Annotated in this window: 40 protein-coding genes; 1 reads left to right on the top strand and 39 read right to left on the bottom strand. The window is 41.4% G+C overall.

The window, feature by feature from the left end; translation table 11 throughout:
- Window positions 1–73: 73 nt before the first annotated feature.
- The 39 genes from truA to AAA071_RS04675 all read right to left on the bottom strand — a co-directional run bounded on the left by truA (window position 74) and on the right by AAA071_RS04675 (window position 22,823).
- Entirely contained in the window at window positions 74–859 is a 786-nt protein-coding gene (truA, locus tag AAA071_RS04485; RefSeq protein WP_004695163.1) for a tRNA pseudouridine(38-40) synthase TruA, read from the bottom strand.
- Window positions 856–1,659 carry an energy-coupling factor transporter transmembrane component T family protein gene (locus AAA071_RS04490; protein ID WP_004695161.1) on the bottom strand — a complete coding sequence of 268 codons (804 nt, stop codon included), beginning with the start codon at window positions 1,657–1,659 and terminating at the stop codon, window positions 856–858. Before AAA071_RS04490 ends, truA begins: the two co-directional genes overlap by 4 nt.
- The gene (locus tag AAA071_RS04495; RefSeq protein ID WP_004695160.1) at window positions 1,649–2,509 is read right to left on the bottom strand and encodes an energy-coupling factor transporter ATPase; all 861 of its coding nucleotides are present in this window, start codon (window positions 2,507–2,509) and stop codon (window positions 1,649–1,651) included. The genes AAA071_RS04490 and AAA071_RS04495 overlap by 11 nt, the downstream gene beginning before the upstream one ends.
- Window positions 2,509–3,417 (bottom strand): energy-coupling factor transporter ATPase, encoded by a 909-nt coding sequence (locus AAA071_RS04500; protein ID WP_004695158.1) that lies wholly within the window; start codon window positions 3,415–3,417, stop codon window positions 2,509–2,511. The genes AAA071_RS04495 and AAA071_RS04500 overlap by 1 nt, the downstream gene beginning before the upstream one ends.
- A 284-nt stretch (window positions 3,418–3,701) precedes the next feature.
- Window positions 3,702–4,037, bottom strand: coding sequence for a 50S ribosomal protein L17 (gene rplQ, locus AAA071_RS04505; protein WP_004695155.1), 336 nt, complete (start codon window positions 4,035–4,037; stop codon window positions 3,702–3,704).
- A 12-nt stretch (window positions 4,038–4,049) separates the two neighbouring features.
- Complete coding sequence (locus tag AAA071_RS04510) at window positions 4,050–5,054, bottom strand: DNA-directed RNA polymerase subunit alpha (RefSeq protein ID WP_004695153.1); 1,005 nt, start codon at window positions 5,052–5,054, stop codon at window positions 4,050–4,052.
- Window positions 5,055–5,124: 70 nt separating this feature from the next.
- Window positions 5,125–5,514 (bottom strand): 30S ribosomal protein S11, encoded by a 390-nt coding sequence (rpsK, locus tag AAA071_RS04515; RefSeq protein ID WP_004695151.1) that lies wholly within the window; start codon window positions 5,512–5,514, stop codon window positions 5,125–5,127.
- Between the two features lie 19 nt (window positions 5,515–5,533).
- Entirely contained in the window at window positions 5,534–5,902 is a 369-nt protein-coding gene (gene rpsM / locus AAA071_RS04520) for a 30S ribosomal protein S13 (RefSeq protein ID WP_004695149.1), read from the bottom strand.
- A 23-nt stretch (window positions 5,903–5,925) separates the two neighbouring features.
- A complete protein-coding gene (gene rpmJ, locus AAA071_RS04525) occupies window positions 5,926–6,039 on the bottom strand; it encodes a 50S ribosomal protein L36 (RefSeq protein ID WP_004695148.1) in 114 nt (37 codons plus the stop codon).
- A gap of 26 nt (window positions 6,040–6,065) precedes the next feature.
- A complete protein-coding gene (gene infA / locus AAA071_RS04530) occupies window positions 6,066–6,284 on the bottom strand; it encodes a translation initiation factor IF-1 (protein ID WP_004695147.1) in 219 nt (72 codons plus the stop codon).
- Between the two features lie 22 nt (window positions 6,285–6,306).
- Window positions 6,307–7,077, bottom strand: a complete 771-nt coding sequence (gene map / locus AAA071_RS04535) for a type I methionyl aminopeptidase (RefSeq protein WP_004695146.1) — start codon at window positions 7,075–7,077, stop codon at window positions 6,307–6,309.
- 3 nt (window positions 7,078–7,080) lie between these two features.
- The gene (locus AAA071_RS04540; RefSeq protein ID WP_004695145.1) at window positions 7,081–7,644 is read right to left on the bottom strand and encodes an adenylate kinase; all 564 of its coding nucleotides are present in this window, start codon (window positions 7,642–7,644) and stop codon (window positions 7,081–7,083) included.
- A 12-nt stretch (window positions 7,645–7,656) separates the two neighbouring features.
- Entirely contained in the window at window positions 7,657–8,919 is a 1,263-nt protein-coding gene (gene secY / locus AAA071_RS04545; RefSeq protein WP_004695143.1) for a preprotein translocase subunit SecY, read from the bottom strand.
- Between the two features lies 1 nt (window position 8,920).
- Entirely contained in the window at window positions 8,921–9,367 is a 447-nt protein-coding gene (gene rplO / locus AAA071_RS04550; protein WP_004695141.1) for a 50S ribosomal protein L15, read from the bottom strand.
- A 22-nt stretch (window positions 9,368–9,389) separates the two neighbouring features.
- Window positions 9,390–9,569, bottom strand: a complete 180-nt coding sequence (gene rpmD, locus AAA071_RS04555; protein ID WP_004695138.1) for a 50S ribosomal protein L30 — start codon at window positions 9,567–9,569, stop codon at window positions 9,390–9,392.
- A gap of 14 nt (window positions 9,570–9,583) precedes the next feature.
- Window positions 9,584–10,087, bottom strand: a complete 504-nt coding sequence (rpsE, locus tag AAA071_RS04560; RefSeq protein WP_004695136.1) for a 30S ribosomal protein S5 — start codon at window positions 10,085–10,087, stop codon at window positions 9,584–9,586.
- 18 nt (window positions 10,088–10,105) lie between these two features.
- Window positions 10,106–10,486 carry a 50S ribosomal protein L18 gene (gene rplR, locus AAA071_RS04565; protein ID WP_005385510.1) on the bottom strand — a complete coding sequence of 127 codons (381 nt, stop codon included), beginning with the start codon at window positions 10,484–10,486 and terminating at the stop codon, window positions 10,106–10,108.
- A gap of 17 nt (window positions 10,487–10,503) precedes the next feature.
- Window positions 10,504–11,049, bottom strand: coding sequence for a 50S ribosomal protein L6 (rplF, locus tag AAA071_RS04570; RefSeq protein WP_004695131.1), 546 nt, complete (start codon window positions 11,047–11,049; stop codon window positions 10,504–10,506).
- A 24-nt stretch (window positions 11,050–11,073) separates the two neighbouring features.
- Window positions 11,074–11,460 (bottom strand): 30S ribosomal protein S8, encoded by a 387-nt coding sequence (gene rpsH / locus AAA071_RS04575; RefSeq protein WP_004695128.1) that lies wholly within the window; start codon window positions 11,458–11,460, stop codon window positions 11,074–11,076.
- A 27-nt stretch (window positions 11,461–11,487) separates the two neighbouring features.
- Window positions 11,488–11,757 (bottom strand): 30S ribosomal protein S14, encoded by a 270-nt coding sequence (gene rpsN, locus AAA071_RS04580; protein WP_004695122.1) that lies wholly within the window; start codon window positions 11,755–11,757, stop codon window positions 11,488–11,490.
- A gap of 16 nt (window positions 11,758–11,773) precedes the next feature.
- Window positions 11,774–12,313 (bottom strand): 50S ribosomal protein L5, encoded by a 540-nt coding sequence (gene rplE / locus AAA071_RS04585; protein WP_004695119.1) that lies wholly within the window; start codon window positions 12,311–12,313, stop codon window positions 11,774–11,776.
- A 23-nt stretch (window positions 12,314–12,336) separates the two neighbouring features.
- A complete protein-coding gene (gene rplX / locus AAA071_RS04590) occupies window positions 12,337–12,657 on the bottom strand; it encodes a 50S ribosomal protein L24 (RefSeq protein WP_004695118.1) in 321 nt (106 codons plus the stop codon).
- A gap of 18 nt (window positions 12,658–12,675) precedes the next feature.
- Window positions 12,676–13,044 carry a 50S ribosomal protein L14 gene (gene rplN, locus AAA071_RS04595; RefSeq protein ID WP_004695117.1) on the bottom strand — a complete coding sequence of 123 codons (369 nt, stop codon included), beginning with the start codon at window positions 13,042–13,044 and terminating at the stop codon, window positions 12,676–12,678.
- Between the two features lie 24 nt (window positions 13,045–13,068).
- A complete protein-coding gene (gene rpsQ / locus AAA071_RS04600; RefSeq protein WP_004695116.1) occupies window positions 13,069–13,329 on the bottom strand; it encodes a 30S ribosomal protein S17 in 261 nt (86 codons plus the stop codon).
- A 39-nt stretch (window positions 13,330–13,368) separates the two neighbouring features.
- Entirely contained in the window at window positions 13,369–13,572 is a 204-nt protein-coding gene (rpmC, locus tag AAA071_RS04605) for a 50S ribosomal protein L29 (RefSeq protein ID WP_004695115.1), read from the bottom strand.
- Window positions 13,562–13,999, bottom strand: coding sequence for a 50S ribosomal protein L16 (gene rplP / locus AAA071_RS04610; protein WP_004695114.1), 438 nt, complete (start codon window positions 13,997–13,999; stop codon window positions 13,562–13,564). Before rplP ends, rpmC begins: the two co-directional genes overlap by 11 nt.
- Window positions 13,999–14,667: a 30S ribosomal protein S3 gene (gene rpsC, locus AAA071_RS04615; RefSeq protein ID WP_004695113.1), complete on the bottom strand. Its 669-nt coding sequence runs from the start codon at window positions 14,665–14,667 to the stop codon at window positions 13,999–14,001. The genes rplP and rpsC overlap by 1 nt, the downstream gene beginning before the upstream one ends.
- 16 nt (window positions 14,668–14,683) lie before the next feature.
- Entirely contained in the window at window positions 14,684–15,019 is a 336-nt protein-coding gene (gene rplV, locus AAA071_RS04620; RefSeq protein WP_004695112.1) for a 50S ribosomal protein L22, read from the bottom strand.
- Window positions 15,020–15,032: 13 nt separating this feature from the next.
- Window positions 15,033–15,314, bottom strand: coding sequence for a 30S ribosomal protein S19 (gene rpsS / locus AAA071_RS04625; protein ID WP_004695110.1), 282 nt, complete (start codon window positions 15,312–15,314; stop codon window positions 15,033–15,035).
- Between the two features lie 23 nt (window positions 15,315–15,337).
- Window positions 15,338–16,168: a 50S ribosomal protein L2 gene (gene rplB / locus AAA071_RS04630; RefSeq protein WP_004695109.1), complete on the bottom strand. Its 831-nt coding sequence runs from the start codon at window positions 16,166–16,168 to the stop codon at window positions 15,338–15,340.
- A 26-nt stretch (window positions 16,169–16,194) separates the two neighbouring features.
- A complete protein-coding gene (gene rplW, locus AAA071_RS04635; RefSeq protein ID WP_004695108.1) occupies window positions 16,195–16,479 on the bottom strand; it encodes a 50S ribosomal protein L23 in 285 nt (94 codons plus the stop codon).
- Complete coding sequence (gene rplD / locus AAA071_RS04640; RefSeq protein ID WP_004695105.1) at window positions 16,479–17,102, bottom strand: 50S ribosomal protein L4; 624 nt, start codon at window positions 17,100–17,102, stop codon at window positions 16,479–16,481. The genes rplW and rplD overlap by 1 nt, the downstream gene beginning before the upstream one ends.
- Window positions 17,103–17,128: 26 nt before the next feature.
- Entirely contained in the window at window positions 17,129–17,770 is a 642-nt protein-coding gene (gene rplC, locus AAA071_RS04645; RefSeq protein ID WP_004695102.1) for a 50S ribosomal protein L3, read from the bottom strand.
- Between the two features lie 12 nt (window positions 17,771–17,782).
- On the bottom strand, window positions 17,783–18,094 hold the full coding sequence (gene rpsJ / locus AAA071_RS04650) for a 30S ribosomal protein S10 (RefSeq protein WP_004695100.1): 312 nt from the start codon (window positions 18,092–18,094) through the stop codon (window positions 17,783–17,785).
- 180 nt (window positions 18,095–18,274) lie between these two features.
- Complete coding sequence (gene tuf, locus AAA071_RS04655; protein ID WP_012864763.1) at window positions 18,275–19,462, bottom strand: elongation factor Tu; 1,188 nt, start codon at window positions 19,460–19,462, stop codon at window positions 18,275–18,277.
- Between the two features lie 50 nt (window positions 19,463–19,512).
- On the bottom strand, window positions 19,513–21,588 hold the full coding sequence (fusA, locus tag AAA071_RS04660; protein WP_004693557.1) for an elongation factor G: 2,076 nt from the start codon (window positions 21,586–21,588) through the stop codon (window positions 19,513–19,515).
- 15 nt (window positions 21,589–21,603) lie between these two features.
- On the bottom strand, window positions 21,604–22,074 hold the full coding sequence (gene rpsG / locus AAA071_RS04665) for a 30S ribosomal protein S7 (protein WP_004693556.1): 471 nt from the start codon (window positions 22,072–22,074) through the stop codon (window positions 21,604–21,606).
- A gap of 52 nt (window positions 22,075–22,126) precedes the next feature.
- Entirely contained in the window at window positions 22,127–22,501 is a 375-nt protein-coding gene (rpsL, locus tag AAA071_RS04670) for a 30S ribosomal protein S12 (protein WP_004693554.1), read from the bottom strand.
- A gap of 76 nt (window positions 22,502–22,577) precedes the next feature.
- Window positions 22,578–22,823, bottom strand: a complete 246-nt coding sequence (locus tag AAA071_RS04675; protein WP_004693552.1) for a L7Ae/L30e/S12e/Gadd45 family ribosomal protein — start codon at window positions 22,821–22,823, stop codon at window positions 22,578–22,580.
- 355 nt (window positions 22,824–23,178) lie between these two features.
- Between AAA071_RS04675 and AAA071_RS04680 the strand changes: the two genes are divergently transcribed.
- A complete protein-coding gene (locus tag AAA071_RS04680; protein WP_287509974.1) occupies window positions 23,179–25,200 on the top strand; it encodes a BCCT family transporter in 2,022 nt (673 codons plus the stop codon).
- Window positions 25,201–25,296: the final 96 nt, after the last annotated feature.

A 25,296-nucleotide genomic window follows, 5' to 3' on the forward strand; every position in this document is an offset into this window, starting at 1 on the left:
TATGCTCAACGTTTTATACTTTCACATCAAAAAAAGAGTCTATATAAAATTATATAGAATATTTATTCTCGAATCATCTAAAATATTTATTCCGTAATACCTCTTGTTGTCGCTCTTCAGTGAAGAATATTTCTTCTAAACATAAGCCTTGAGCAGGTGCAGTTTTCCCTATAGCACGCCGGTCTTTAGCAGCTAAATATCCTTTAATATCCTCAACCTTGCGACGACCAAGACCTATATCTACAAGTAAACCTGCAATATTGCGGACCATATGATATAAAAAACCATCACCAATCACAGAAATCGTCACCTGTGAACCTCGGGCCTCAACACGAATTCCCATAATTGTCTTTACAGGATCCGCCGGAGTTGAGTTGGTGCCCTTTAGGGTTGTAAAGTCATGCGTACCTACTAGTTCATTACCTGCAGCCTGCATACGAGCAATATTTAAGGGCTTTTTCACATGCCAATGATATCGCTGCGTCAAAGGATCTGCAATGAGCTGATTATGAATCGTATATACATACTCTTTACCGTATATATTCCACCGTGGCTTCCAATCTAGCGGAATTTCTACCGCTTCTAGAACGACTATATCCTTAGGAATATGAGCTATCATAGCACGAGGAATATTTTCTACTGGTATAGTCCCCGACGTTTGAAATGTACAAACTTGAAATTTAGCATGCACACCCGCATCAGTACGAGAGGCACCATAAATTTGAATCGGTTCATTACAAATACGTGATAAACCATATTCCAAACAACCTTGTACAGTTAAACCCTTATCATTAGATTGCTTTTGATAACCGACTAAATCTGTACCATCATAAGCCACTATGATCCGTATGTTTCTCATAGACCTAACCACCACAATGCAATGAGTATAATCGTAATCAAGACAACAGCACCGACGCCAATATAATCGACATAGGTAACTTGTAATTCTTTCATACGTGTACGATTGACGCCACCTCTATAGCAACGCGCCTCCATAGCGATAGCTAATTCATCGGCCCGTCGAAACGCACTAATAAATAATGGCACTAAAAGAGGCACCATATTTTTTGCGCGTTGAATGATAGAGCCTGTTACAAAGTCTGCCCCACGAGCAGATTGTGCTTTCATAATACGATCCGTCTCGTCCAATAAGGTAGGGATGAAACGCAGCGCAATAGTCATCATCATAGCCAGCTCATGAGCAGGAACACCTATGCGACGAAACGGATTGAGCAAGTGCTCGATACCATCAGTCAAACGAATTGGTGATGTGGTATAGGTCAACAAAGAAGAAAACAAGATTAAGAAGATTAAGCGTGCCGCCATTTGAAGGCCCATTGCCACGCCATGGTCGGTAATATTGATAATCCCCCATTGAAAAATTGGATTGCCTGGTGTCGTAAAAATATGAATCCCCATAGTAAATACGATGATAATCCAAAGCGGTTTAATAGCAGACCACATCAGACGTAACGGCAAACGTGATAACAACATTGCAAAGATAGTGAACCCACCTACAATGCCATATGCCAGTGGAGAATTCGCCAAGAATATGGCTACAACGAATATAGTAGTGGCAATAATCTTTGCGCGTGGATCCATGCGATGCAAGAAAGAGTTTCCTGGGAAGTATTGACCAATAGTAATATTATTTAACATGGTTACCTCCTTCGAGAATTGCTTGCACCGCATCATCTACAGATAGTACGCGATTAGACACATCAAGACCTTGTTCGCGCAAATATTCCATGGTAACAGACACTGGCGGTACATCTACACCGACAGCCTGTAATTCATCACGATGATTATTAAAGATGTCCATCGGTTCACCATCGAGAACGATACGCCCTTTATCGAGTACCACAAGACGAGAGGCCATGCGAGAAATATCTTCCATATTGTGAGATACAAGAATTACAGTGATCCCCTTTTCTTTATGAAGTCGAATGATTTCTTCAAAGATTTCTTCCCGTCCAAATGGATCAAGACCAGCAGATGGTTCATCGAGCACGAGAAAATCTGGATCCATAGCCACTACGCCAGCAATAGCCACGCGGCGCATTTGACCACCAGATAAATGGAATGGAGAACGTTCTGCATATGTGTCATAATCGAGCCCTACGAACTTCATCGCATCTCGCACACGCTCGTCTACGTCATCAGCACTAAGCCCTAAATTTTTAGGACCAAAGGCGATATCTTGAGCGATGGTTTCTTCAAACAATTGATGCTCTGGATACTGGAATACCATCCCCACCTTATGACGCATTTTTTTAGCTTCCTCTGTGGAGGCACTAATATCTACACCATTGACAGTAACTGTACCAGTTGTAGGATGTAATAGCCCATTTAGATGTTGTACAAAGGTAGATTTACCGGAACCAGTATGACCGATAACACCTAGAAACTCCCCATTTTCAATGGTAAGTGATACACCACGAAGCGCAGTCTTTTCAAAAGGGGTACCCATGCCGTAGGTATATGTAATATTATCTAACACAATCGCCATTAATGGGTTCCCTCCCCTCTTGGAGCATCTGTTGAGTGTATAGCGGATAATTGCTTGCCTAACTTTGAGCCTTTGAGCCCTTTTGCTAACTCTTCATTATTAATGATACTCTTACCCACTTCATAACCTTTAGCATTCAATTTGAAAGCAATCTCAGAGGCTACCGGTACATCGAGGCCCAGCCCTTTTAAAGTATCTACATGGCTAAAAATTTCACGAGGCGTACCATCATGTAATTTCACACCATTTTTCATAACCACAACTCGGTCTGCCGTAACAGCTTCCTCCATGAAGTGCGTAATATATACAATCGTAATGCCCTCTTCCTTATTGAGCTTGTGAACCGTTTCAAGCACTTCGCGGCGACCTTTTGGATCGAGCATCGCTGTTGGTTCATCAAGAACGATGCAATCTGGCTTCATCGCTAATACACCTGCGATAGCAATACGTTGTTTTTGTCCGCCCGATAATAAATGGGGCCCATGTTCTCTATATTCAGTCATATTAACAGCGGCTAACGCTGCATCGACACGTTGTCTAATTTCTGCACTAGGAATACCTAAGTTTTCTGGACCAAAAGCAACGTCCTCCTCTACAACGGCCGCTACGATTTGGTTATCAGGATTTTGGAATACCATTCCTACATGTTGGCGAATATTCCAAATATGCGCTTCATCCCGCGTATCAAAGCCACATACATTGATATGACCTTCACTAGGTTGTAATAACACATTAAAATGCTTGGCAAGCGTACTTTTACCACTGCCATTAGTGCCAATGATACAAACAAATTCACCACGCTTAATGGATAGATTCACATCATCCAAGGCACGTACATCATTGCCGTTTTCATCAGTATAAATATGACTCATATGATTGACCTCAATCATAATGTCTTGTTCATTCATGGATAACCTCATATCTTTCTAGTCAATTTCGTTTCTATGAAAGTAGAACCATTTGCATCATCTATCATACTCATGTTGTGCATAATCCCCATATTTCAATTTATCCTATTTAATAGAACTTGAATTTAATAATGTCTTAGATATTATGCAAAAGGTTGACAATACATATTCATTCTTTACGATAACTGCTAACATATTACGATATTATACTAGTCGATTGTACCATAAAATTGACAATAAAAAAACGGTGCTGCAACATAAGTTACAACACCGTATGAGTTTGATTAAACTAACTCGATAATAGCCAAAGGTGCAGCGTCACCTTTGCGAAGACCAGTTTTGATTACACGAGTGTAACCACCTTGACGGTCTGCATATTTTGGAGCAATTGTATCAAACAATTTTTTTACTACACTTTCATCCATGAGGTATGCAAGAACTTGGCGACGTGCATGAAGATCACCACGTTTAGCCAAAGTTACCATTTGATCAGCTAAAGAACGAAGTTCTTTCGCTTTAGCTTCAGTCGTTTCAATACGCTCATATTGGAAGAAAGATGTTAACATGCTACGGAACAACGCTTTACGAGCGGAGCTGTCGCGGCCTAATTTTCTGTACATTCGTCTTCCTCCTTATTCGCCTTTTTGTTTAAGTTGAAAACCACCTGGATGATTATTGAGTTTTTCCTCAATTTCATCGATAGATTTTTTACCTAAGTTGCGAACTTTTCCTAAGTCATCAATGGTTTTGTCTAGCAAGTCTGCAATTGTATTAATGCCAGCACGTTTCAAGCAGTTATACGCACGAACAGAGAGTTCCAACTCGTCGATGGAAATCTTTGCTGGGCCGTCATCTACAGCTGGTTCTTCATTATCGGAACCTACTGGATCTATAACGATACCGCCTTCACCAGTGTTTACATCTACAACATCTGCAGAATGCGCTAATTTAGTGAAGTTCCCTAAATAACCAATCATAATGGCAGCAGATTTTGCCACTGCATCAGCAGCAGTAATGGAGCCATCAGTCCAAACTTCTAATGTAAGTTTGTCGAAGTCCATTTCATTGCCTACACGAACATCACTCACTTCGTATTTAGCACGAAGAATTGGAGAGAAGATGGAATCGATTGGAATACAACCAATAACATCAGTATCTTTTTTATTCTTCGTTGAAGGAACATAGCCTTTACCTCGTTCGATTACTACGTCCATTACGAGATGAGCTGTCTCATCCATTGTCGCAATCACGAGTTCAGGATTCAATACTTCTACCTCTGGTGGGAATTGTTCAGCCAAATCAGCAGCTGTCAATATTCCATCCTTTTGGAAGTCAAAATGAACTTCCAAAGGTAATTGTGCTTCTTCTTCAACTTTGATGCACAATTGCTTTAAGTTAAGGATGATATCCGTAACGTCTTCGCGAATACCAGGAATAGTAGAGAATTCATGAAGAACTCCATCAATTTTGATAGAGGTGATAGCTGCCCCATCCAAGGATGAAAGCAAAATTCTGCGTAAGCTATTACCGAGAGTGATACCATAACCACGATCTAATGGTTCACATACGAACTTACCATAACGACCGCCATCGGCGATGTCCACTTTCTCGATTTTAAGTTTCTTTTCTTCGCTCATCAGGAACATCCTCCTATATAACACACGTTCATAGTTAATTATAGCACCGTATCATATCGGTCGCTATAAATTATACACGACGGCGTTTTGGAGGGCGACAACCATTGTGAGGAATTGGAGTTACGTCTTTAATGGAAGTAACTTCAAGACCTGCAGCTTGTAAAGCACGGATTGCAGCTTCACGGCCGGATCCAGGACCTTTTACGAATACTTCAACAGTGCGAAGGCCATGTTCCATTGCAGCTTTAGCAGCTTGTTCAGCAGCCATTTGAGCAGCAAATGGAGTGGATTTACGAGAACCACGGAAGCCCAAGCCACCAGCGGAAGCCCAAGACAACGCATTACCGTTTGTATCTGTCAAAGTTACGATAGTGTTATTGAATGTAGAACGAATATGAGCCGCACCGGATTCAATATGTTTCTTTTCTTTTCTTTTAGTTCTAACAACTTTTTTAGCCACGCTTTATCCCTCCTTTATCTTATTTCTTTTTACCAGCAATTGCTTTTCTAGGACCTTTGCGAGTACGTGCATTCGTTTTAGTACGTTGACCACGAAGTGGTAAACCCATACGATGACGTTTGCCTCGATAGGAGTTGATTTCAATTAAGCGTTTAATGTTAAGAGCTTCTTCACGACGAAGGTCACCTTCTACTTTGTAATCAGCATCTAACAATTCACGGATTTTCGCTACTTCATCTTCAGAAAGATCGCGAACGCGTGTGTCAGGATTGATGCCAGTTTTAGCAATAATTTCAGATGCTAAAGTCGGACCAATACCATAAATATAAGTTAAACCAATTTCCACTCGTTTATCACGAGGTAAATCTACACCGGCGATACGTGCCATCTAATCATCCACCTCCTATCAGATTATCCTTGTTTTTGTTTATGTTTTGGATTTTCGCAAATAACCATTACACGGCCTTTGCGTTTAATGATTTTACATTTTTCGCATATCTTTTTAACTGATGGTTGAACCTTCATTAGTACCTCCTTTGTGGACCCTATGCTTATTTAAAGCGATAGGTGATGCGACCACGATTTAAGTCATACGGTGTCAGTTCCATAGTAACTTTATCACCAGGAAGAATACGGATAAAATTCATACGCATTTTACCTGACACATGAGCCAATACGATATGACCATTTTCCAATTCAACTTGGAACATGGCATTCGGTAATGCCTCAACGACCGTACCTTCCACCTCAATAACGTCTTCTTTTGACATATCTTTTCCTCCGGTTACCTGTTTATTTAATTAACCGCGGTTCTTCCCGCATAGTTAATATTTCAGGGCCGTTTTCTGTAACAACCACTGTATGTTCGAAATGAGCAGCAGGTTTACCATCTACTGTAACTGCTGTCCAGTCATCCCCTAATACACGAACACGGTGAGTACCTAATGTAATCATCGGTTCAATACACAATACCATACCTGGTTTCATAAGAGGTCCTTGATCAGGACTACCATAGTTTGGTATTTGCGGATCTTCATGCATTTCGCGGCCTAAACCATGACCTACGAAGTCGCGTACGACACCGTAACCATGTTTCTCACAATACGTTTGAACAGCGTGACCGATAGCACCAATACGGTTACCGACTTTCACTTGTTCAATTCCCTTGAACAGACTTTCCTCTGTAACTTTTAACAATTTCATCACATCGGGTTTGACGTGACCGATAGGAATCGTCACAGCCGAATCGCCGTGATATCCATCAATAGATGATACGAGATCAATACTGAGGACATCGCCGTTTTTAAGCTTACGCTTAGCGCTCGGAATACCATGAACGACTTCTTCGTTAATAGAAGCACAGATTGTAGCGGGGAATCCATAGTACCCTTTACAACTTGGTATACCACCGTGGCTGCGAATATATTCTTCGGCAATTGTATCTAACTCAAGCGTCGTGATGCCAGGTTTAGCCTTTTTTACTAACAAGGACAACGTGTCTGCTGTAAGCTTACTTGCCTTGCGGATACATTCAATCTCATGGGGCGATTTTAAAATAATCATAGATTATTTCTCCAACGCCTTAATGATGTCAGCAAATACTGCGTCTACATCTTGTAAACCATTAATTTCTTGATATAATCCGCTATTGCGATAGTAATCAATTAATGGTTTAGTAGATTCTTCGTACACAGCTAGACGTTTCTGTACTGTTTCAGGGTTATCATCAGCACGATTTTCTAGAACAGCTCGTTCGCTAATACGTTTAACCAATTCCTCGGAAGGAACGTTTAAGTTAAGTACAGCGTCCAAAGAAATTCCTAATTCTTTAAGGATTGCATCCAAGGATACAGCTTGCGCTGTAGTTCTTGGAAATCCATCAAGAATAAATCCAGATTTGCAGTCATCTTTCACCAAGCGATCACGTACGATACCAACAGTTACACTGTCTGGTACCAATTGACCAGCATCGATGTATTTCTTAGCCTCAACTCCAAGAGGTGTTTCGTTCTTAATCGCAGCGCGGAACATATCACCTGTTGAAATTTGGGGAATACCGTATTTTTCAATAAGTCGAGCTGCCTGAGTGCCTTTACCTGCACCAGGAGGTCCCATTAATAAAATATACATATCGTTTCCCTCCTATTTCACAAAGCCTTTATAGTGGCGTGTTACCATGAGCGACTCAATTTGTTGCATTGTATCAAGTGCTACACCTACAACGATAAGAAGAGCCGTACCACCAAAGTATACGCCTTGGACGCCGGTTATACTACCGAGGAAATTCGGTATAATAGCAACGACAGCTAAGAATACAGCGCCAGCCAAAGTGATCTTGGTCATCACGTTATCCACATAATCAGCAGTTGGTTTACCCGCACGAATACCTGGGATAAAACCACCGTATTTTTTCATATTATCTGCCATATCTGTAATGTTGATAGAGATTGCAGTATAGAAATACGTAAAGATAAAGATCAATATCGCATACAATGCCGTTTGTAACGGCGTCCCCCATGTAAATAAATCAGCAGCTTTATGAACAAATTCATTGTCAATAAATTGTGCAATTGTTACAGGGAACATCAACACAGATGACGCAAAGATAATTGGGATTACACCTGCCTGATTGACTTTCAACGGCAAGAATGTAGAGTGACCACCGTACATTTTACGCCCTACTACGCGTTTTGCGTATTGGATAGGAATGCGACGTTGGCCTTGTGTAACTGCCACTACGACAGCGATCATCGCAAGTGCAATTACAGCAAATAAGAATGCTTGGAACATGTTAATGGTTCCGTTTTGGATATATTGATAAATAGTTTCGAGACCATCTGGCAATCGAGCTACGATACCAGCAAAGATGATCAAGGAAATACCATTACCTATACCATATGCTGTGATTTGCTCACCAATCCACATCAACAAACATGTGCCTGCTGTGAGGATGATGGCCACAACGAATACGCTAAGGAAATCATTATTTACCAAAGCGTTGTTTGCTCTAAGAGCAAATGCCATACCAGCGGCTTGTACAAAGCCAAGGACTACGGTGCCATAACGAGTTACCTTCGCTATTTTCTTACGCCCGTCTTCACCATCTTTACTCCATGCTTCAAACTGAGGAACTACAGACTGAAGCAGTTGCATGATGATGGAAGCATTAATGTAAGGGGTAATACTCATCGCAAAGATAGAGAACTTACTTAGCGCACCACCAGCAAACAAGTCTAATAGACCAAATAGGTTACCGGATGTAAACAAGGATTCGATAACAGATGCATCTACACCTGGTACTGGGATGTGAATGCCGGCTCTAAACACAGCAAACATCATCAATGTGTACAAAATCTTGTTACGTAACTCAGTAATCTTAAAGATGTTCGAGAGGCTATCTAGCACCCTAGATCACCTCAACTTTTCCGCCTGCTGCTGTGATTTTTTCTTCAGCAGCTTTAGTGAAGCCATTAGCGATAACAGTCAAGTTTTTAGTTTCCAATGTGCCGTTACCTAAAATACGAATACCATCGCGTACATTTTTCAAAATGCCAGCTTCAATAAGAGCTACTGGATCAACTGTTGCACCATCTTCAAAGCGATTTAATTGTGCTACGTTAACTTCAGCATATTGTTTAGCAAAAACGCTGTTGTTGAAACCGCGTTTTGGTAAACGACGATAAAGAGGCATTTGGCCGCCTTCAAAACCGGAGCGAACGCCACCGCCAGAACGGGAGTTTTGACCTTTTTGACCACGACCAGATGTTTTACCCAAGCCAGAACCTAAACCACGGCCTACACGAGTACGAGTTTTTTTAGAACCAGCTGCTGGTTGTAATTCATGAAGTTTCATTCAGTGCACCTCCTTATCAGTATTAAACTTCTTCAACTTTTACTAAATGTCTAACTTTATGAAGCATACCTTCGATTTGAGGTGTTACTTCTTTTACGACTTGAGAATTAGTTTTTTTCAAGCCCAAAGCTTTAACTGTCGCGCGTTGATCTTCAGGACGACCGATTAAGCTTCTTGTTAATGTTACTTTAACTTGTGCCATTTCTTGTCTCCTTATTACGCGTTATAGATTTCTTCAACGGTTTTACCACGAAGCTCAGCAACTTCGCTAGCGCGTTTCAAATCTTTCAAACCTTCGATTGTAGCGCGAACCATATTGTTAGGGTTAGAAGAGCCCAAAGATTTAGTCAAGATGTTACGAACACCTACTAATTCCAATACGGCACGAACAGGGCCACCAGCGATAACGCCAGTACCTTCAGCAGCTGGTTTCAAGAATACGCGGCCTGCACCGAATACGCCTGTTACGCTGTGAGGGATTGTACCATTTTTAATAGCTACGTTTACAATATTTTTCTTAGCATCATCGATACCTTTGCGAATTGCTTCTGGTACTTCCGCTGCTTTACCTAAGCCAACGCCTACATAACCGTTGCCATCACCAACAACTACAAGAGCGCTGAAGGAAAAACGACGACCGCCTTTAACTACTTTGGCTACGCGGTTGATGAATACTACTCTTTCTTTAAGATCAAGACTGGTGTAATCAATTCTCGCCATGTCTATAGTTCCTCCTTCTTAGAATTTTAAGCCTGCTTCACGAGCACCTTCTGCAAGGGCTGCTACGCGGCCGTGGTAAATGTAACCACCACGGTCAAACACTACAGTGTCAATGCCTTTAGCGATAGCTTTTTTAGCAACTGCTTCACCAACAGCTTTAGCAGCAGCTACGTTACCACCATAGGATAAGTTCAAATCTTTATCTAAAGAGCTAGCAGCAACCAAAGTTGTACCTGCTACGTCATCGATTACTTGTGCGTAAATGTTGCTCAAAGAACGGTAAACGTTCAAACGTGGGCAAGTTGCCGTACCAGAGATGTGACGGCGAATACGAAGATGACGTTTTGCTCGAGCGATATTTCTACTAGATTTACGAGGCAAGATATTCACTCCTTTCATTCATATAGATGATATTACTATTTACCTTTTGCACCAGCTTTACCAGCTTTGCGACGAACAACTTCGCCTTCATAGCGGATACCTTTACCTTTGTAAGGTTCAGGTTTTCTCCATTTACGGATATCAGCTGCTACTGCACCTACAACTTCTTTGTCTGCACCAGACACAACGATTTTGTTAGGAGCTGGAACGTCGATTGTAATACCAGCTGGAGCTTCCATTTCTACTGGATGAGAGAAGCCAAGTGTAAGAGCTAATTTATTGCCTTGTTTAGCCGCTCTGTAACCAACACCGTTGATTTCAAGAGTTTTTGTAAATCCTTCAGATACGCCTGTTACCATATTAGCAACAAGAGCGCGAGTCAAACCGTGAAGGGAACGATGATTTTTATCGTCGGAAGGACGAGTTACTGTGATTGTGTTACCTTCTACAGTGATATTCATATCTGGATGCAAATCGCGAGATAATTCACCTTTAGGGCCTTTTACGTTCATATGATGGTTATCATATGTAACAGTAACGCCTGCAGGGATCTCGATAGGCATTCTACCGATACGTGACATTATTTCTACCTCCTATTGCTACTATTACCAAACGTATGCGATTACTTCGCCACCAAGACCTTCTTTACGAGCTTGTTTGTCGCTCATAACGCCTTTGGACGTAGAAATAACTGCGATACCCAAACCACCAAGTACACGAGGAAGTTCTTCCTTTTTCGCGTAAACACGTAAACCTGGTTTGGAAATACGTTTAATTCCTGTAATAACTTTCTCGTTATTGGAACCATATTTCAAAGTTACTTTTAAAGTGTTTTCTTCTTTTTCAACGTTCTTTACAAAGCCTTCTTGTAAAAGGATGTCAAGAACGGCTGCTTTCATTCTAGATGCAGGAATGTTTACCGTTTCATGAAGTGCAGCGTTTGCATTACGGATGCGCGTAAGCATATCCGCGATAGGATCGGTCATTACCATAATCTAAAAACCTCCTCTCGTCTAATATTACCAGCTGGCTTTTTTAACACCAGGAATTTGTCCTTTGTACGCCAATTCACGGAACGCAATACGGCTGATACCGAATTTACGCATATAGCCGTGAGGACGACCAGTTAAGTTGCAACGGTTGTGCAAGCGTGTTGGGGATGCATTTGCTGGTAATTTGGATAAGCCTTCATAATCACCTGCTGCTTTTAACGCTTCACGTTTAGCTGCATATTTTTCAACGATTTTAGCGCGTTTCTTTTCGCGTTCAATCATAGATTTTTTAGCCATCTATATGTTCCTCCTATTATTTTTCAAAAGGCATACCGAATTGAGTCAACAATTCACGAGCTTCTTCATCTGTCTTAGCACTTGTTACGATAATGATATCCATACCAGTAACACGTTCTACCTGATCATATTCGATTTCAGGGAAGATGAGCTGTTCTTTAAGACCCAAAGCGTAGTTACCACGGCCATCGAATGCAGTAGCGCTGATACCGCGGAAGTCACGTACACGAGGTAATGCCGCATTGATCAATCTATCAAGGAATTCATACATGCGTTCGCCACGAAGAGTAACTTTTGTACCCAACGCCATGCCTTCACGAACTTTGAAGTTCGCAATGGATTTTTTAGCTTTTGTGATAACAGGTTTTTGACCAGCAATAATAGTCAAGTCATTAACTGCTGCTTCCAATGCTTTTGCATTGCCTACTGCATCACCTACGCCGATGTTGATAACGATTTTTTCCAATTTAGGAATTTCCATTACATTGCCGTATTGGAATTTTTCTTGCATACTCTTTTTGATTTCAGAGTTGTATTGTTCAAACAAACGAGACATTTATGTAGCTCCTCCTTTCCTGATTATTTAAGTACTGTACCGGATTTAACAGTAGCGCGAACGAATTTACCGTCCTTGCCTTCTACCTTTTTGATACGAGTAGCTGTTTTAGTTTCTGGGTCGACAACCATTACGTTAGAAACATGAATGCCAGCTTCTTTAGTAACGATGCCGCCTTGTGGGTTAGCTTGGGAAGGTTTTGTGTGACGTTTTACAGTGTTAACGCCTTCAACAAATACGCGTTCTTTTTTAGGTTCAGTTGCGATAACTGTACCTTGCTTACCTTTATCTTTACCGGAGATAACAACAACTGTATCGCCTTTTTTGATTTGTAGCTTAGCCATATGCTGCGTTCCTCCTTCTTATAATACTTCTGGAGCCAAAGAAACGATTTTCATGAAGTCTTTTTCACGAAGTTCTCTAGCTACAGGTCCAAAGATACGAGTACCACGAGGGGTCTTGTCATCTTTAATAACTACTGCTGCGTTTTCATCGAAACGAATATAGGAACCGTCTTGACGGCGGATACCTTTTTTAGAACGAACAATAACAGCTTTAACTACGTCGCCTTTCTTGACAACGCCACCGGGTGATGCATCTTTTACAGAAGCAACGATTACGTCACCGATATTGCCGAATTTGCGATAAGAACCGCCCATGACTTGGATGCACATAATACGTTTAGCACCAGTGTTGTCGGCAACATTCAAAATTGTTTGTTGCTGGATCATCGTCTATTCCTCCTTACATCACTCTTATTTTTGTCTTTCAAGAATTTCAACAACTCTCCAACATTTATCTTTAGAAAGTGGACGAGTTTCTACAATTTTAACTGTATCGCCAATTTGACACTCATTATTTTCATCATGAGCTTTGAAGCGTTTTGTGCTAACCATTGGCTTGTTATATAATGCGTGAGGTACTTTACGTTCAACAGCAACAACAACAGTTTTGTCCATTTTGTCGCTAACAACTTTACCTACGCGGACTTTACGTACGTTTCTTTCTTCTGCCACGATTTTAAGCCTCCTTTTCAAACTTTAACAAATCTGTTATTATGCGTTTTCAGATTTAAGTTCAACTTCACGTTGTACAGTTTTAATACGAGCGATTGTCTTCTTAACTTCACGAATGCGCATAGGATTTTCTAATTGACCTGTTGCAAGCTGAAAACGGAGGTTAAATAACTCTTCCTTAAGACCGGAAACTTTTTGTTCCATTTCGGCAGCGCTCATATTGCGAATGTCATTAACCTTCATTTACGTCACCACCCAATTCTTTACCCTTAACAACAAATTTGCATTTGATTGGAAGTTTATGGCTTGCAAGACGCATAGCTTCACGAGCTGTAGCTTCTGGCACACCGTCCATTTCAAACATTACACGACCTGGTTTAACCACTGCTACCCAGTATTCAGGAGAACCTTTACCGGAACCCATACGAGTACCAGCTGGTTTAGCTGTGATTGGTTTGTCAGGGAAAATTTTAATCCATACTTTACCACCACGTTTGATATAACGAGTCATAGCAATACGGGCAGCTTCGATTTGACGGTTAGTGATCCAAGATGGTTCGCATGCTACCAAGCCGAACTCACCATGAGACACTGTATTACCGCGCATAGCACGACCTTTCATACGGCCGCGGAATTGCTTACGATGTTTTACGCGCTTTGGAATAAGCATTACTTGCCACCTTCTTCCTTCTTAGCAGGTGCTTGTTTTGCTTCTGGCAAAACTTCACCTTTGTAAATCCATACTTTAATGCCGATACAACCATATGTTGTATGAGCTTCAGCAGTACCGTAGTCGATGTCTGCACGAAGTGTATGCAAAGGAATAGAACCTTCACGATAGGATTCGCTACGAGCGATTTCAGCACCGCCAAGACGACCGCTTACCATGATTTTAATACCTTTTGCACCTAAGCGCATTGTACGACCTACAGCTTGTTTCATTGCACGGCGGAAGCCGATACGACGTTCCAATTGGCCCGCAATGTTTTCAGCAACTAATGTTGCATCCATGTCTGCTTGTTTAATTTCTGCAATGTTAACGTCCACTTGTTTATCAGTGAAACGAGTCATTGCTTTTTTGATATCTTCGATACCAGCACCACCACGACCGATAACCATACCTGGTTTCGCAGTGTGGATAGTCAATTTAATACGTTTATTTGTACGCTCGATTTCAATGCGGGAAATACCAGCAATGAAAAGGGTTTCTTTCAAGAAGTTACGAATTTTTACGTCTTCATGAAGATTAGCAGCGAAATCTTTATCTGCATACCATTTTGCGTCCCAATCTTTTACGATACCGACACGCAAACCGTGTGGATTAACTTTTTGACCCACTCTGTTTCCCTCCTTCTTAAGCTCTTTCTTTAACTACTACTGTTACGTGGCTAGTACGTTTCAAAATTTTGAAAGCTTGACCACGGGAACGAGGATGAATGCGTTTTAATGTAGGGCCTTGATCAACGAAGATCTCGGATACGTAAAGATTGTCAACATTCATATCGAAATTATGTTCAGCGTTTGCGATTGCAGAACGCATAACTTTTTCTACTACATCAGCGCCAACTTTCGGAGTGAACTTCAAGATGGCAAATGCTTCGCCGATGTTTTTACCGCGCACTAAATCTGCAACGATACGGATTTTACGAGGCGCGATTCGGATATGTCTAGCGATTGCTTTTGCTTCCATGTATTATTTCCTCCTATTTTTTGCCTGTAGATTTTTCGTCCTTACCATGACCTCTATAAGTACGTGTAGGAGCGAACTCACCTAATTTATGACCTACCATATCTTCTGTAATGAATACAGGTACATGTTTGCGACCATCATGCACAGCAATTGTGTGGCCTACAAAACTTGGGATAATAGTAGAGGCACGGGACCAGGTTTTTACAACTTTCTTTTCGTTAGTTTCGTTTAAAGCTTCAACTTTCTTAAGCAAATGATCTGCTACGAAAGGGCCTTTTTTAATAGATCTGGACACTATTTTATCTCCTTTCCTTTATCCTATTTTGTACGACGTTTAATGATTAAGCTGTTAGAAGCTTTTTTCTTGTCGCGAGTTTTAACACCATGTGCTGGTTTGCCCCAAGGTGTAACAGGATGTTTACGACCAACAGGAGATTTACCTTCACCACCACCATGTGGATGGTCACAAGGGTTCATTACAACACCACGGTTGCCAGGGCGAACACCCATCCAACGATGACGACCAGCTTTACCGATTACAAGGTTACTGTGGTCAGCGTTACCAACAACACCAATTGTTGCACGGCACTCTTGACGAACACGACGCATTTCACCAGATGGTAAACGAAGAATAGCGTAGCCATTATCTTTACCCATCAATTGAGCAGATGTACCAGCGGAACGAACGATTTGACCACCTTTACCGATTTTCAATTCGATATTGTGGATTTGTGTACCGTCTGGAATATTAGCCAATGGTAAGCAGTTACCAGGTTTAATATCGGACTCAGGACCGGAGAATACAACGTCACCAACTTTTAGACCGTTAGGAGCTAAAATGTAGCGTTTTTCACCATCAGCGTAGTTAAGCAAAGCGATGCGAGAAGAACGGTTAGGATCATACTCGATTGTTGCTACTTTAGCTGGAATATTATCTTTAGTACGTTTGAAGTCAATAATACGGTATTGACGTTTGTGACCGCCACCTTGGTGACGAACTGTCATTTTACCAGTATTGTTACGACCACCTTTTTGAGAAATCTTAGCGAGCAAGGATTTTTCTGGTTTGCTTGCTGTGATTTCGTCGAAGGCGGATACTGTCATAAACCGGCGACCAGCGGAGTACGGTTTAAATGATTTAATTGCCATTAGTGGGCCTCCTTACAACTAGACTCTTAGACACCTTCAAAGAATTCAATGGATTCGCCAGCTTTTAAGGTTACGATAGCTTTTTTGTAATCGCTACGTTTACCTTGTGTACGACCCATGCGTTTAGTCTTACCTAAAACACGAATAGTAGCTACTTTTTCTACTTTTACATTGAAGATTTTTTCAACTGCTTGACGGATTTGCACTTTATTTGCAGTCAAAGGCACACGGAAAGTGTATTTGCCTTCTTCCATAAGCATAGTGGATTTTTCGGTAATAACCGGGCGGATTAGTACATCATGTAATTGCATTATCCGAGCACCTCCTCGATTTTTGCGACAGCGCCTTTAGTAATGAAGAGCTTATCGTAATGAAGAAGATCGAAAATGTTCATACCTTCGCAAGCCAAAGCTTTAACACCTTGGATGTTACGAGCGGAACGTTCAACATTTACATCACCTTCAGTGATGAACAATACTTTTGCATCACCAACGTTGAAGCTGTTAATAATGTTCAACACTTCTTTTGTTTTAGGAGCTGCTAATGTGATTTCTTCCAAAACGTATAATTCGCTATTATTCACTTTATCGCTAAGAGCAGATTTAACTGCTAAACGTCTAGCCTTACGAGGCATAGCTTTGTAATAGCTGCGAGGTTGTGGGCCAAATGTAGTACCGCCACCGATCCAGATTGGGGAGCGGCTGGAGCCTGCACGAGCACGGCCAGTACCTTTTTGTTTCCAAGGTTTGCGGCCACCGCCACGAACCATACCTCTAGTTTTTGTTGCATGTGTGCCGAGACGTTCGTTAGACAATTGACGAACTACGGCTTGATGCATTACGGCTTCGTTAACTTCAACGCCGAATACTGCATCGTTTAACTGTATTTCACCGACTTTAACGCCGGATTGATTATATGTTGCTACTGTAGGCATTACATAATCCTCCTTTCGACAAATGATTATTTAACAGGTTTAACCGTGTTGCGAACCATAACCAAGCTACCTTTAGCGCCTGGGATACCACCTTTAACCAATAAAAGGTTACGTTCAGCATCAACTTTCACAACGGATAAGCGTTGTACGGTAACTCTGTAACCACCCATTTGTCCAGGGAGTTTTTTACCTTTGTATACCTTACCGCCGCCACCGGAGATCATAGGACCGATGGAACCAGGTTCACGGTGAGATTTGGAGCCATGAGTTTCAGGACCACGGGAGAAGTTATGGCGTTTAATTGTGCCAGCAAAACCCTTACCTTTACCTGTACCCACTACGTCCACCAATTCACCTTCTGCGAAGATATCAGCTGCCAGAGTTTGGCCTACTGTGTAGTCAGCTGCATTAGCTACGCGAACTTCGCGAAGATATTTCACTGGAGCTACGCCAGCTTTGTCGAACTGACCTTTTACAGGTTTTGTTAAATGTTTTTCTTTAATGGAACCGTAACCAATTTGTACTGCTTCGTAGCCGTCTGTTTCTACAGTCTTTACGCGCACTACAACGCTTGGGGTAGTTTCCACTACTGTTACAGGAACTAATTGGCCTTCAGCTGTGAAGACTTGTGTCATTCCTAATTTTTTACCCAAAATAGCTTTAGACATTATCGCACCTCCTTATAGTTTTATTTCAATAGATACACCAGCTGGTAAATCTAAACGAGTGATAGCATCTACTGTTTTCGAATTTGGTTCAAGAATATCGATTAAGCGTTTATGTGTACGCATTTCGAATTGTTCACGAGAATCTTTGTTTACGTGTACAGAACGAAGAATTGTGAAGATATTCTTTTCTGTTGGCAATGGAATCGGACCAGATACCATAGCGCCATTTCTTTTTGCAGTGTCTACGATCTTAGCAGCGCTTTGATCGAGAGCTTTGTGGTCGTATGCCTTAAGGCGAATACGGATTTTTTGCTGTTTAGCCATTATTAATAATTCCTCCTGTCGTCCATTTCGTGAATGGGCTGCTCCATAGAAATTCTCCTCCGCAGAGGCAACCTTCTACTTCATAGTTTAAAAACACAACACGAGAGCGGCATTATCTGCCGCTCTGAGTGCTGCATGTATTGTGCTCAACGCATTCTACGATGAGCATAAAAGGTTAAATTAACCTTCGATTTCTGTTACTACGCCAGCGCCTACTGTATGGCCACCTTCGCGGATCGCAAAGCGAAGACCTTCTTCGATAGCGATTGGAGTAATCAATTCGATTTCCATTGTTACGTTATCGCCAGGCATACACATTTCTACACCTTCAGGAAGGTTTACAACACCTGTTACGTCTGTTGTACGGAAGTAGAATTGTGGACGGTAGTTGGAGAAGAATGGAGTATGACGGCCACCTTCTTCTTTAGTCAATACGTATACTTCTGCTTTGAATTTTGTGTGTGGGTTGATGGAGCCTGGTTTAGCCAATACTTGACCACGTTCGATGTCTTTACGATCAACACCACGAAGCAATGCACCTACGTTGTCACCTGCTACTGCAGAATCCAACACTTTACGGAACATTTCAAGACCTGTTACTACATATTGTTCAGCTTTTTCTTTCAAGCCTACTACTTCAACAGTATCACCAACGTTTACTTGACCACGTTCAACACGGCCAGTTGCTACTGTACCACGACCAGTGATTGTGAAAACGTCTTCCACAGGCATCAAGAATGGTTTATCAGTATCACGAACTGGTGTTGGGATGTAGGAGTCTACAGCGTCCATCAATTCGTCAATTTTAGCTACATATTGAGCGTCGCCTTCCAAAGCTTTCAACGCGGAACCTACAACGATAGGTACTTCGTCGCCAGGGAATTCGTAGGAAGAAAGAAGTTCACGAACTTCCATTTCTACCAATTCGATCAATTCTTCATCGTCAACCATGTCAGCTTTGTTCAAGAATACTACGATTGCAGGAACACCAACTTGGCGAGCCAACAAGATGTGTTCGCGAGTTTGAGGCATAGGGCCGTCAGCTGCGGATACAACCAAGATAGCGCCGTCCATTTGAGCCGCACCAGTAATCATGTTTTTAACATAGTCAGCATGGCCTGGGCAGTCAACGTGTGCATAGTGACGGTTAGCAGTTTCATACTCAACGTGTGCAGTGTTGATTGTGATACCGCGTTCGCGTTCTTCTGGAGCTTTATCGATCATGCTGTAATCTTGGAAGTCAGCTTGACCTTTTTCAGCCAATACTTTAGTGATTGCAGCAGTCAAAGTAGTTTTACCATGGTCAACGTGACCGATTGTACCGATGTTAACATGCGGTTTCGTACGTTCAAATTTTTCTTTTGCCATTTTAAATTATCCTCCGAGGAAAATAGTAATTCTATTAATCTAATATGAGATTAACCGTTTTTCTTTGCTTGAATTTCTTCAGCAATTTTCTTAGGAACTTCTTCGTAATGATCGAATGTCATGGAGTAGTTACCACGGCCTTGCGTTTTGGAACGAAGGTCAGTTGCGTAACCGAACATTTCGCTCAATGGAACATATGCTTTGATATGTTGGGAACCATTACGAGCTTCCATGCCGTCCATGCGACCACGACGAGAGTTCAAGTCACCGATAACGTCGCCCATATATTCTTCAGGAACGTCTACTTCTACAGCCATGTATGGTTCAAGCAATGCAGGATCTGCTTTGCGAGCACCTTCTTTGAAGCCCATAGAACCAGCAATTTTGAAGGCCATTTCGTTGGAGTCAACGTCATGGTAGGAACCATCAAATACGATAACTTTAACATCAACCATAGGGTACCCAGCGATAACACCGGATTCCATAGCTTCTTTAACACCGCTTTCAACAGGTCCGATGTATTCACGAGGAATCGCACCACCTACAACCTTGTTTTCAAACTCGAAGCCAGCACCTGGTTCTTGAGGAATCAATTCCAACCAGCAGTGACCATATTGACCACGACCACCAGATTGACGTACGAATTTACCTTCAGCCTTAACAGCTTTACGGATAGTTTCGCGGTATGCTACTTGAGGTTTACCTACGTTACAATCTACTTTGAATTCACGGTTCATACGGTCAACGATGATATCCAAGTGAAGTTCGCCCATACCGGAGATAATAGTTTGACCTGTTTCTTCATCAGTACGAACTTTGAAAGTAGGATCTTCTTCTGCCAAACGAGCAAGAGCTGTACCCATTTTTTCTTGGTCAGCTTTTGTTTTAGGTTCAACAGCAACGGAGATAACTGGTTCAGGGAATTCCATGGACTCAAGAATTACAGGAGATTTTTCATCACACAATGTGTCGCCTGTAGTAGTATCCTTTAAGCCAACCGCCGCAGCGATGTCACCAGAATATACGCGTTCGATTTCTTTACGGGAGTTAGCGTGCATTTGAAGAATACGACCGATACGTTCTTTTTTACCTTTAGTGGAGTTGAAAACGTAGGAGCCGGATTCCAATGTACCGGAGTACACACGGAAGAACGCTAATTTACCAACATAAGGGTCAGCCATGATTTTGAATGCCAACGCAGAGAATGGTTCTTCATCGGAAGAAGGACGAGTTGTTTCTTCTTCAGTTCCAGGAACAACACCCTTAATAGGTGGAATATCGATTGGAGCTGGCATGTAATCGATAACAGCATCCAATAACATTTGAACACCTTTATTTTTATAGGAAGAACCGCAAAGAACTGGGAATAATTGGTTAGCAATAACAGCTTTACGCAATGCCGCTTTCAATTCTTCCACAGAAATTTCTTCGCCTTCCAAATATTTCATCATGATATCATCATCTGTTTCAGCGATAGCATCGATCATCATTTCGCGACGAGCTTCTGCTACTTCTTGATATTCAGCAGGGATATCAGTGATTTCATATTCTTTACCGTCATCGGATTTATAAATTTCCGCTTTCATAGTCATCAAGTCAATGATGCCTTCAAAAGTATCTTCAGCACCGATTGGTACTTGGATAGCTACGGAATTTGCACCCAAACGAGCTTTCATCATGTCAACTACGTTGAAGAAGTCAGCACCTACAGTATCCATCTTATTTACATAAGCGATACGAGGTACGCCGTAGTTAGAAGCCTGACGCCATACTGTTTCGGATTGAGGTTCAACGCCACCTTTAGCACTGAACACCGCAACAGAACCGTCAAGTACACGTAGAGAACGTTCTACTTCTACAGTAAAGTCAACGTGACCAGGAGTATCGATGATATTGATACGATGTTCTTTCCATTGACAAGTTGTTGCAGCAGAAGTGATTGTGATACCACGTTCTTGCTCTTGCTCCATCCAGTCCATCGTAGCAGCGCCTTCATGTACTTCGCCGATCTTGTGAACGATACCTGTATAGTAGAGGATACGTTCTGTAGTTGTTGTTTTACCAGCATCGATGTGAGCCATGATACCGATATTACGAGTTTTTGCTAAGGAAAACTCTCTTGCCACAGTTGTCACCTCTTATTACCAACGATAATGAGCAAATGCTTTATTAGCTTCTGCCATTTTATGAGTATCTTCTTTTTTCTTGATTGCAGCGCCTGCATTGTTGAAAGCGTCCATCAATTCGCCTGCCAAACGTTCTTTCATAGTGCGTTCACCACGAAGACGAGCATAATTTACAACCCAACGAATACCGAGGGTTTGACGGCGATCAGCACGAACTTCAACTGGCACTTGATAGTTCGCACCACCGATACGGCGAGCACGTACTTCAAGTACAGGCATAACATTTTTCAATGCTTGATCAAAAACTTCCATTGGGTCTTGACCCATTTTGGAACGAATAATTTCGAATGCATCATATACGATAGTTTCAGCAATGCCTTTTTTACCATCGTACATAACTTTGTTAATGAAACGTGTTACTAATTTGCTGTTGTACACCGGATCTGGAAGTACATCACGTTTCGGAACAGGGCCTTTTCTTGGCATGTTCAATTCCTCCTTTATAATGATGTGTGTTAATTTCGTTTAATGGCTAAAATTATTTTTTAGCTTTTTTCGCGCCGTATTTGGAACGACTTTGCATACGATTTTGTACGCCAGCTGTATCCAATGCACCACGAACGATGTGATAACGCACACCTGGAAGGTCTTTTACACGACCGCCTCTGATAAGTACAACACTGTGTTCTTGTAAATTGTGACCAATGCCTGGGATGTAAGCAGTTACTTCAATAGCGTTTGTCAAACGTACACGGGCAACTTTACGAAGCGCGGAGTTTGGTTTCTTTGGAGTAGCTGTGTACACACGAGTACATACACCACGTTTTTGTGGAGATTCTTGAAGGGCAGGAGCTGTAGATTTTTTAGTCAAGCTCATGCGGCCTTTGCGTACTAGCTGATTAATTGTTGGCATTTGGGCACCTCCTTTCCAAATTTGAGATTTATAATTGATCCGTCATAACAAAGTGTTACATCGGATATTACCAAGATTAACGTAGGACGCCTACAGCTGTGGCCCGCACCTTAATGCGACACGCACGACCGAGATCATCCATGGTGTGTTTGTCATTCACAGGTATTCCCTGTTCTTCACAAGCAATCCGTAAAGGCTGTACCACACGTTCATCACTATCACAACCCAGGAACACGTACTTCACAGCACCTTTAGCAATTTGTTTCAACGTTTGCTTGGCACCGATTGTTTTGTTCACCGACTTCAGATGGGCAATGTCCATTGTACTAATTCTCCTTACGAAATTATGCCCATTAGGCATACCTCGCCTAAAGCACTATGTAAGTATATCAATTACAGCAGTTCATGTCAAACAATTTCCAATGTCACACACCGCTCTACAGCTGCATTTTATGTGTACACTTATCCGTGTGTTCCATTCAAACTTGAATTATAAATGAAGAGTGATTTTTTATTCATATATCATTATTTTTATGTATAAATAATCATTCTATGCATTTACTATTATTTTTTCTTTTACCAATTATGCAAAATTAATATAAACACCATTTTATTATGATATAAATTAATACAGAACAAATATTTGTATTTATAAGTTACTAAAGAAAGGAGATTATATGATTAAACTCATTAAACGTTATTCAAACTTTAATCCCCCTGTAATTATAGGTAGCTTGTCTATCGTCTTAGGGCTGAGCTTATGTGCCCTTCTGATTCCGCAAATATCTCAAACGATCCTCCAAGGGATTCGTGATATTATATTTGAAGATTTCAGCTGGTTTTATGTTTTATCCATAAGTCTCTTCTTTATCTTCAATATCTTTCTTGCACTTAGTTCGCTAGGTGACATCAAACTTGGTAGCGACGATGAAGAAGCGGAATTCTCTTATACAGCTTGGCTCGCCATGTTATTTGCGGCAGGTACTGGTGTAGGTCTCATGTTCTTCGGTACTGCTGAACCGCTCTCACATTATCACTCCGCTGTAGGCTTAGTCGATGGTGTTCCTAGCGCCAAGGAAGCGTTATTCCGCTCCATCTTCCACTGGGGCATCAATGCATGGACGGTATACGGAATTATGGCTTTAGCATTAGCGTATTTTGGTTTTCGCTATAAGTTGCCATTATCACTACGTTCATGTTTCTATCCGCTGTGGAAGGATAAGATCAATGGCCCACGAGGGCACATTATTGATATCATCGCACTTTGTGTAACTTTATTAGGTATCGTAACCACCTTAGGATTTGGTGCGGCCCAACTAGGTGCAGGGTTCCTATATATTGATATCATCTCCACTAATGACTTTTCCGCACAAACGGTCATCATTATCATCATTATGTCCATTGCCGTTCTATCTGCTGTTACAGGTATTGATAAAGGCGTTAAGCTGCTCAGCGAAATCAATATATCTGTTGCATTAGTCTTAATGCTTTTTGTACTATGTGCAGGTCCTACATTACTCCTATTAAATACAATGGTAGAAAACTTTGGATACTATCTATCACATATTTTAGGGCAAAGCTTCTATACATCTATCTATACACCAGAAACCCGTCCATGGTTCTTCAGCTGGACCATACTATTCTGGGCTTGGTGGTTATCTTGGGCACCATTTGTGGGCATGTTCATTGCGCGTATTTCAAAAGGTAGGACTATTCGAGAGTTCATCTTTGGGGTACTCATTATTCCAACTGTTTTTACTATCGTTTGGTTTACTATCTTTGGTAATACTGCAATTTATATCGATGAAACAGTAGCAAACGGTGCACTCGGTGCATTAACCGATAAACCAGAACAACTACTCTTTGCATTCCTTGAATATTTACCTTTATCCGGTTTAACTAGTCTTCTATCGATTATCGTATTAGCATTATTTTTTATTACATCTGCCGATTCAGGTATTTATGTGTTAAATAATATTGCGGCCTATGATAAATCCACTTCATCTCCAAAGTGGCAATGCTTGATGTGGGGCTCTGTAATGTCCTTTCTTGCCATCAGTTTGCTCAGCATCGGTGGGCTTAATGTACTACAATCGGTAACGCTCATTCTCGCCTTACCATTTGCAGCCTTGATGGTTATCATGTGCTACAGCTTATGGCAAGGATTATTGACAGATACGCAATACTTTAACACAAAACTTTCAACCACATCCATCTACTGGGACAGCAAGAACTGGAAACAAGGTCTTGCCAAGATACTCAACCAAACGCAGTCGGAAGATGTTATTTCCTTTATGAAAACAACAGCACTGCCTGCTATGTATCAGCTCAATAAAGAATTAACCGAAGAGTACGGATTAACTGCGAGAATTGACAAACATTTCAATGGTAACGACGCTTCCGTAGAGTTAACCATCGAAAAAGAATCAATGCGCAACTTTACCTACGGCATCAAACTCGTTACGCAAGAAGTATCGGATCATCTCATTGAAGATCCTAACATTCCTCACATTACTGAAAGCACCAACGCAATTCCTATGACATATTTCAGTGACGGGCGCGCCGGATACGATGCACAGTATATGACACGGGAGGATATCATTACCGATATCATTCGACAGTACGAACGATATCTTACTTTATCGGATGACGTCGGTTATGACATCATGGCTCATGACGCGGAAGAAGCAGCTGAATAGTTTTCATACCACAACCTTAACAAAGTATCATTTTATTTTACAAACTGATACTAACACATATCATGAAGCTCTCAATTCATATAGGCCTATAATTAT

The organism is Veillonella parvula, from assembly GCF_040097785.1.
GTDB classification, from domain to species: Bacteria; Bacillota; Negativicutes; order Veillonellales; family Veillonellaceae; genus Veillonella; species Veillonella parvula_D.

Coding starts and splice junctions, on each gene's coding strand:
- truA (WP_004695163.1), bottom strand. CDS start 859: ATGAGAAACATACGGATCATAGTGGCTTATGATGGTACAGATTTAGTC.
- AAA071_RS04490 (WP_004695161.1), bottom strand. CDS start 1,659: ATGTTAAATAATATTACTATTGGTCAATACTTCCCAGGAAACTCTTTC.
- AAA071_RS04495 (WP_004695160.1), bottom strand. CDS start 2,509: ATGGCGATTGTGTTAGATAATATTACATATACCTACGGCATGGGTACC.
- AAA071_RS04500 (WP_004695158.1), bottom strand. CDS start 3,417: ATGAATGAACAAGACATTATGATTGAGGTCAATCATATGAGTCATATT.
- rplQ (WP_004695155.1), bottom strand. CDS start 4,037: ATGTACAGAAAATTAGGCCGCGACAGCTCCGCTCGTAAAGCGTTGTTC.
- AAA071_RS04510 (WP_004695153.1), bottom strand. CDS start 5,054: ATGAGCGAAGAAAAGAAACTTAAAATCGAGAAAGTGGACATCGCCGAT.
- rpsM (WP_004695149.1), bottom strand. CDS start 5,902: ATGGCACGTATCGCCGGTGTAGATTTACCTCGTGATAAACGAGTGGAA.
- rpmJ (WP_004695148.1), bottom strand. CDS start 6,039: ATGAAGGTTCAACCATCAGTTAAAAAGATATGCGAAAAATGTAAAATC.
- infA (WP_004695147.1), bottom strand. CDS start 6,284: ATGTCAAAAGAAGACGTTATTGAGGTGGAAGGTACGGTCGTTGAGGCA.
- map (WP_004695146.1), bottom strand. CDS start 7,077: ATGATTATTTTAAAATCGCCCCATGAGATTGAATGTATCCGCAAGGCA.
- AAA071_RS04540 (WP_004695145.1), bottom strand. CDS start 7,644: ATGTATATTTTATTAATGGGACCTCCTGGTGCAGGTAAAGGCACTCAG.
- rplO (WP_004695141.1), bottom strand. CDS start 9,367: ATGAAACTTCATGAATTACAACCAGCAGCTGGTTCTAAAAAAACTCGT.
- rpmD (WP_004695138.1), bottom strand. CDS start 9,569: ATGGCACAAGTTAAAGTAACATTAACAAGAAGCTTAATCGGTCGTCCT.
- rpsE (WP_004695136.1), bottom strand. CDS start 10,087: ATGGCGAGAATTGATTACACCAGTCTTGATCTTAAAGAAAGAGTAGTA.
- rplR (WP_005385510.1), bottom strand. CDS start 10,486: ATGAAAGGAGTGAATATCTTGCCTCGTAAATCTAGTAGAAATATCGCT.
- rplF (WP_004695131.1), bottom strand. CDS start 11,049: ATGTCACGTATCGGTAGAATGCCTATCGAGATCCCTGCAGGCGTTACT.
- rpsH (WP_004695128.1), bottom strand. CDS start 11,460: ATGGTAATGACCGATCCTATCGCGGATATGCTTACGCGCATCCGTAAT.
- rpsN (WP_004695122.1), bottom strand. CDS start 11,757: ATGGCTAAAAAATCTATGATTGAACGCGAAAAGAAACGCGCTAAAATC.
- rplE (WP_004695119.1), bottom strand. CDS start 12,313: ATGTCTCGTTTGTTTGAACAATACAACTCTGAAATCAAAAAGAGTATG.
- rplX (WP_004695118.1), bottom strand. CDS start 12,657: ATGGCTAAGCTACAAATCAAAAAAGGCGATACAGTTGTTGTTATCTCC.
- rplN (WP_004695117.1), bottom strand. CDS start 13,044: ATGATCCAGCAACAAACAATTTTGAATGTTGCCGACAACACTGGTGCT.
- rpmC (WP_004695115.1), bottom strand. CDS start 13,572: ATGAAGGTTAATGACATTCGCAATATGAGCGCTGCCGAAATGGAACAA.
- rplP (WP_004695114.1), bottom strand. CDS start 13,999: ATGCTTATTCCAAAGCGCGTAAAACATCGTAAGCAATTCCGCGGCCGT.
- rplV (WP_004695112.1), bottom strand. CDS start 15,019: ATGGAAGCAAAAGCAATCGCTAGACATATCCGAATCGCGCCTCGTAAA.
- rplB (WP_004695109.1), bottom strand. CDS start 16,168: ATGGCAATTAAATCATTTAAACCGTACTCCGCTGGTCGCCGGTTTATG.
- rplW (WP_004695108.1), bottom strand. CDS start 16,479: ATGCAATTACATGATGTACTAATCCGCCCGGTTATTACCGAAAAATCC.
- rplD (WP_004695105.1), bottom strand. CDS start 17,102: ATGCCTACAGTAGCAACATATAATCAATCCGGCGTTAAAGTCGGTGAA.
- rplC (WP_004695102.1), bottom strand. CDS start 17,770: ATGTCTAAAGCTATTTTGGGTAAAAAATTAGGAATGACACAAGTCTTC.
- rpsJ (WP_004695100.1), bottom strand. CDS start 18,094: ATGGCTAAACAGCAAAAAATCCGTATTCGCCTTAAGGCATACGACCAC.
- tuf (WP_012864763.1), bottom strand. CDS start 19,462: ATGGCAAAAGAAAAATTTGAACGTACGAAACCGCATGTTAACATCGGT.
- rpsG (WP_004693556.1), bottom strand. CDS start 22,074: ATGCCAAGAAAAGGCCCTGTTCCGAAACGTGATGTACTTCCAGATCCG.
- rpsL (WP_004693554.1), bottom strand. CDS start 22,501: ATGCCAACAATTAATCAGCTAGTACGCAAAGGCCGCATGAGCTTGACT.
- AAA071_RS04675 (WP_004693552.1), bottom strand. CDS start 22,823: ATGGACATTGCCCATCTGAAGTCGGTGAACAAAACAATCGGTGCCAAG.
- AAA071_RS04680 (WP_287509974.1), top strand. CDS start 23,179: ATGATTAAACTCATTAAACGTTATTCAAACTTTAATCCCCCTGTAATT.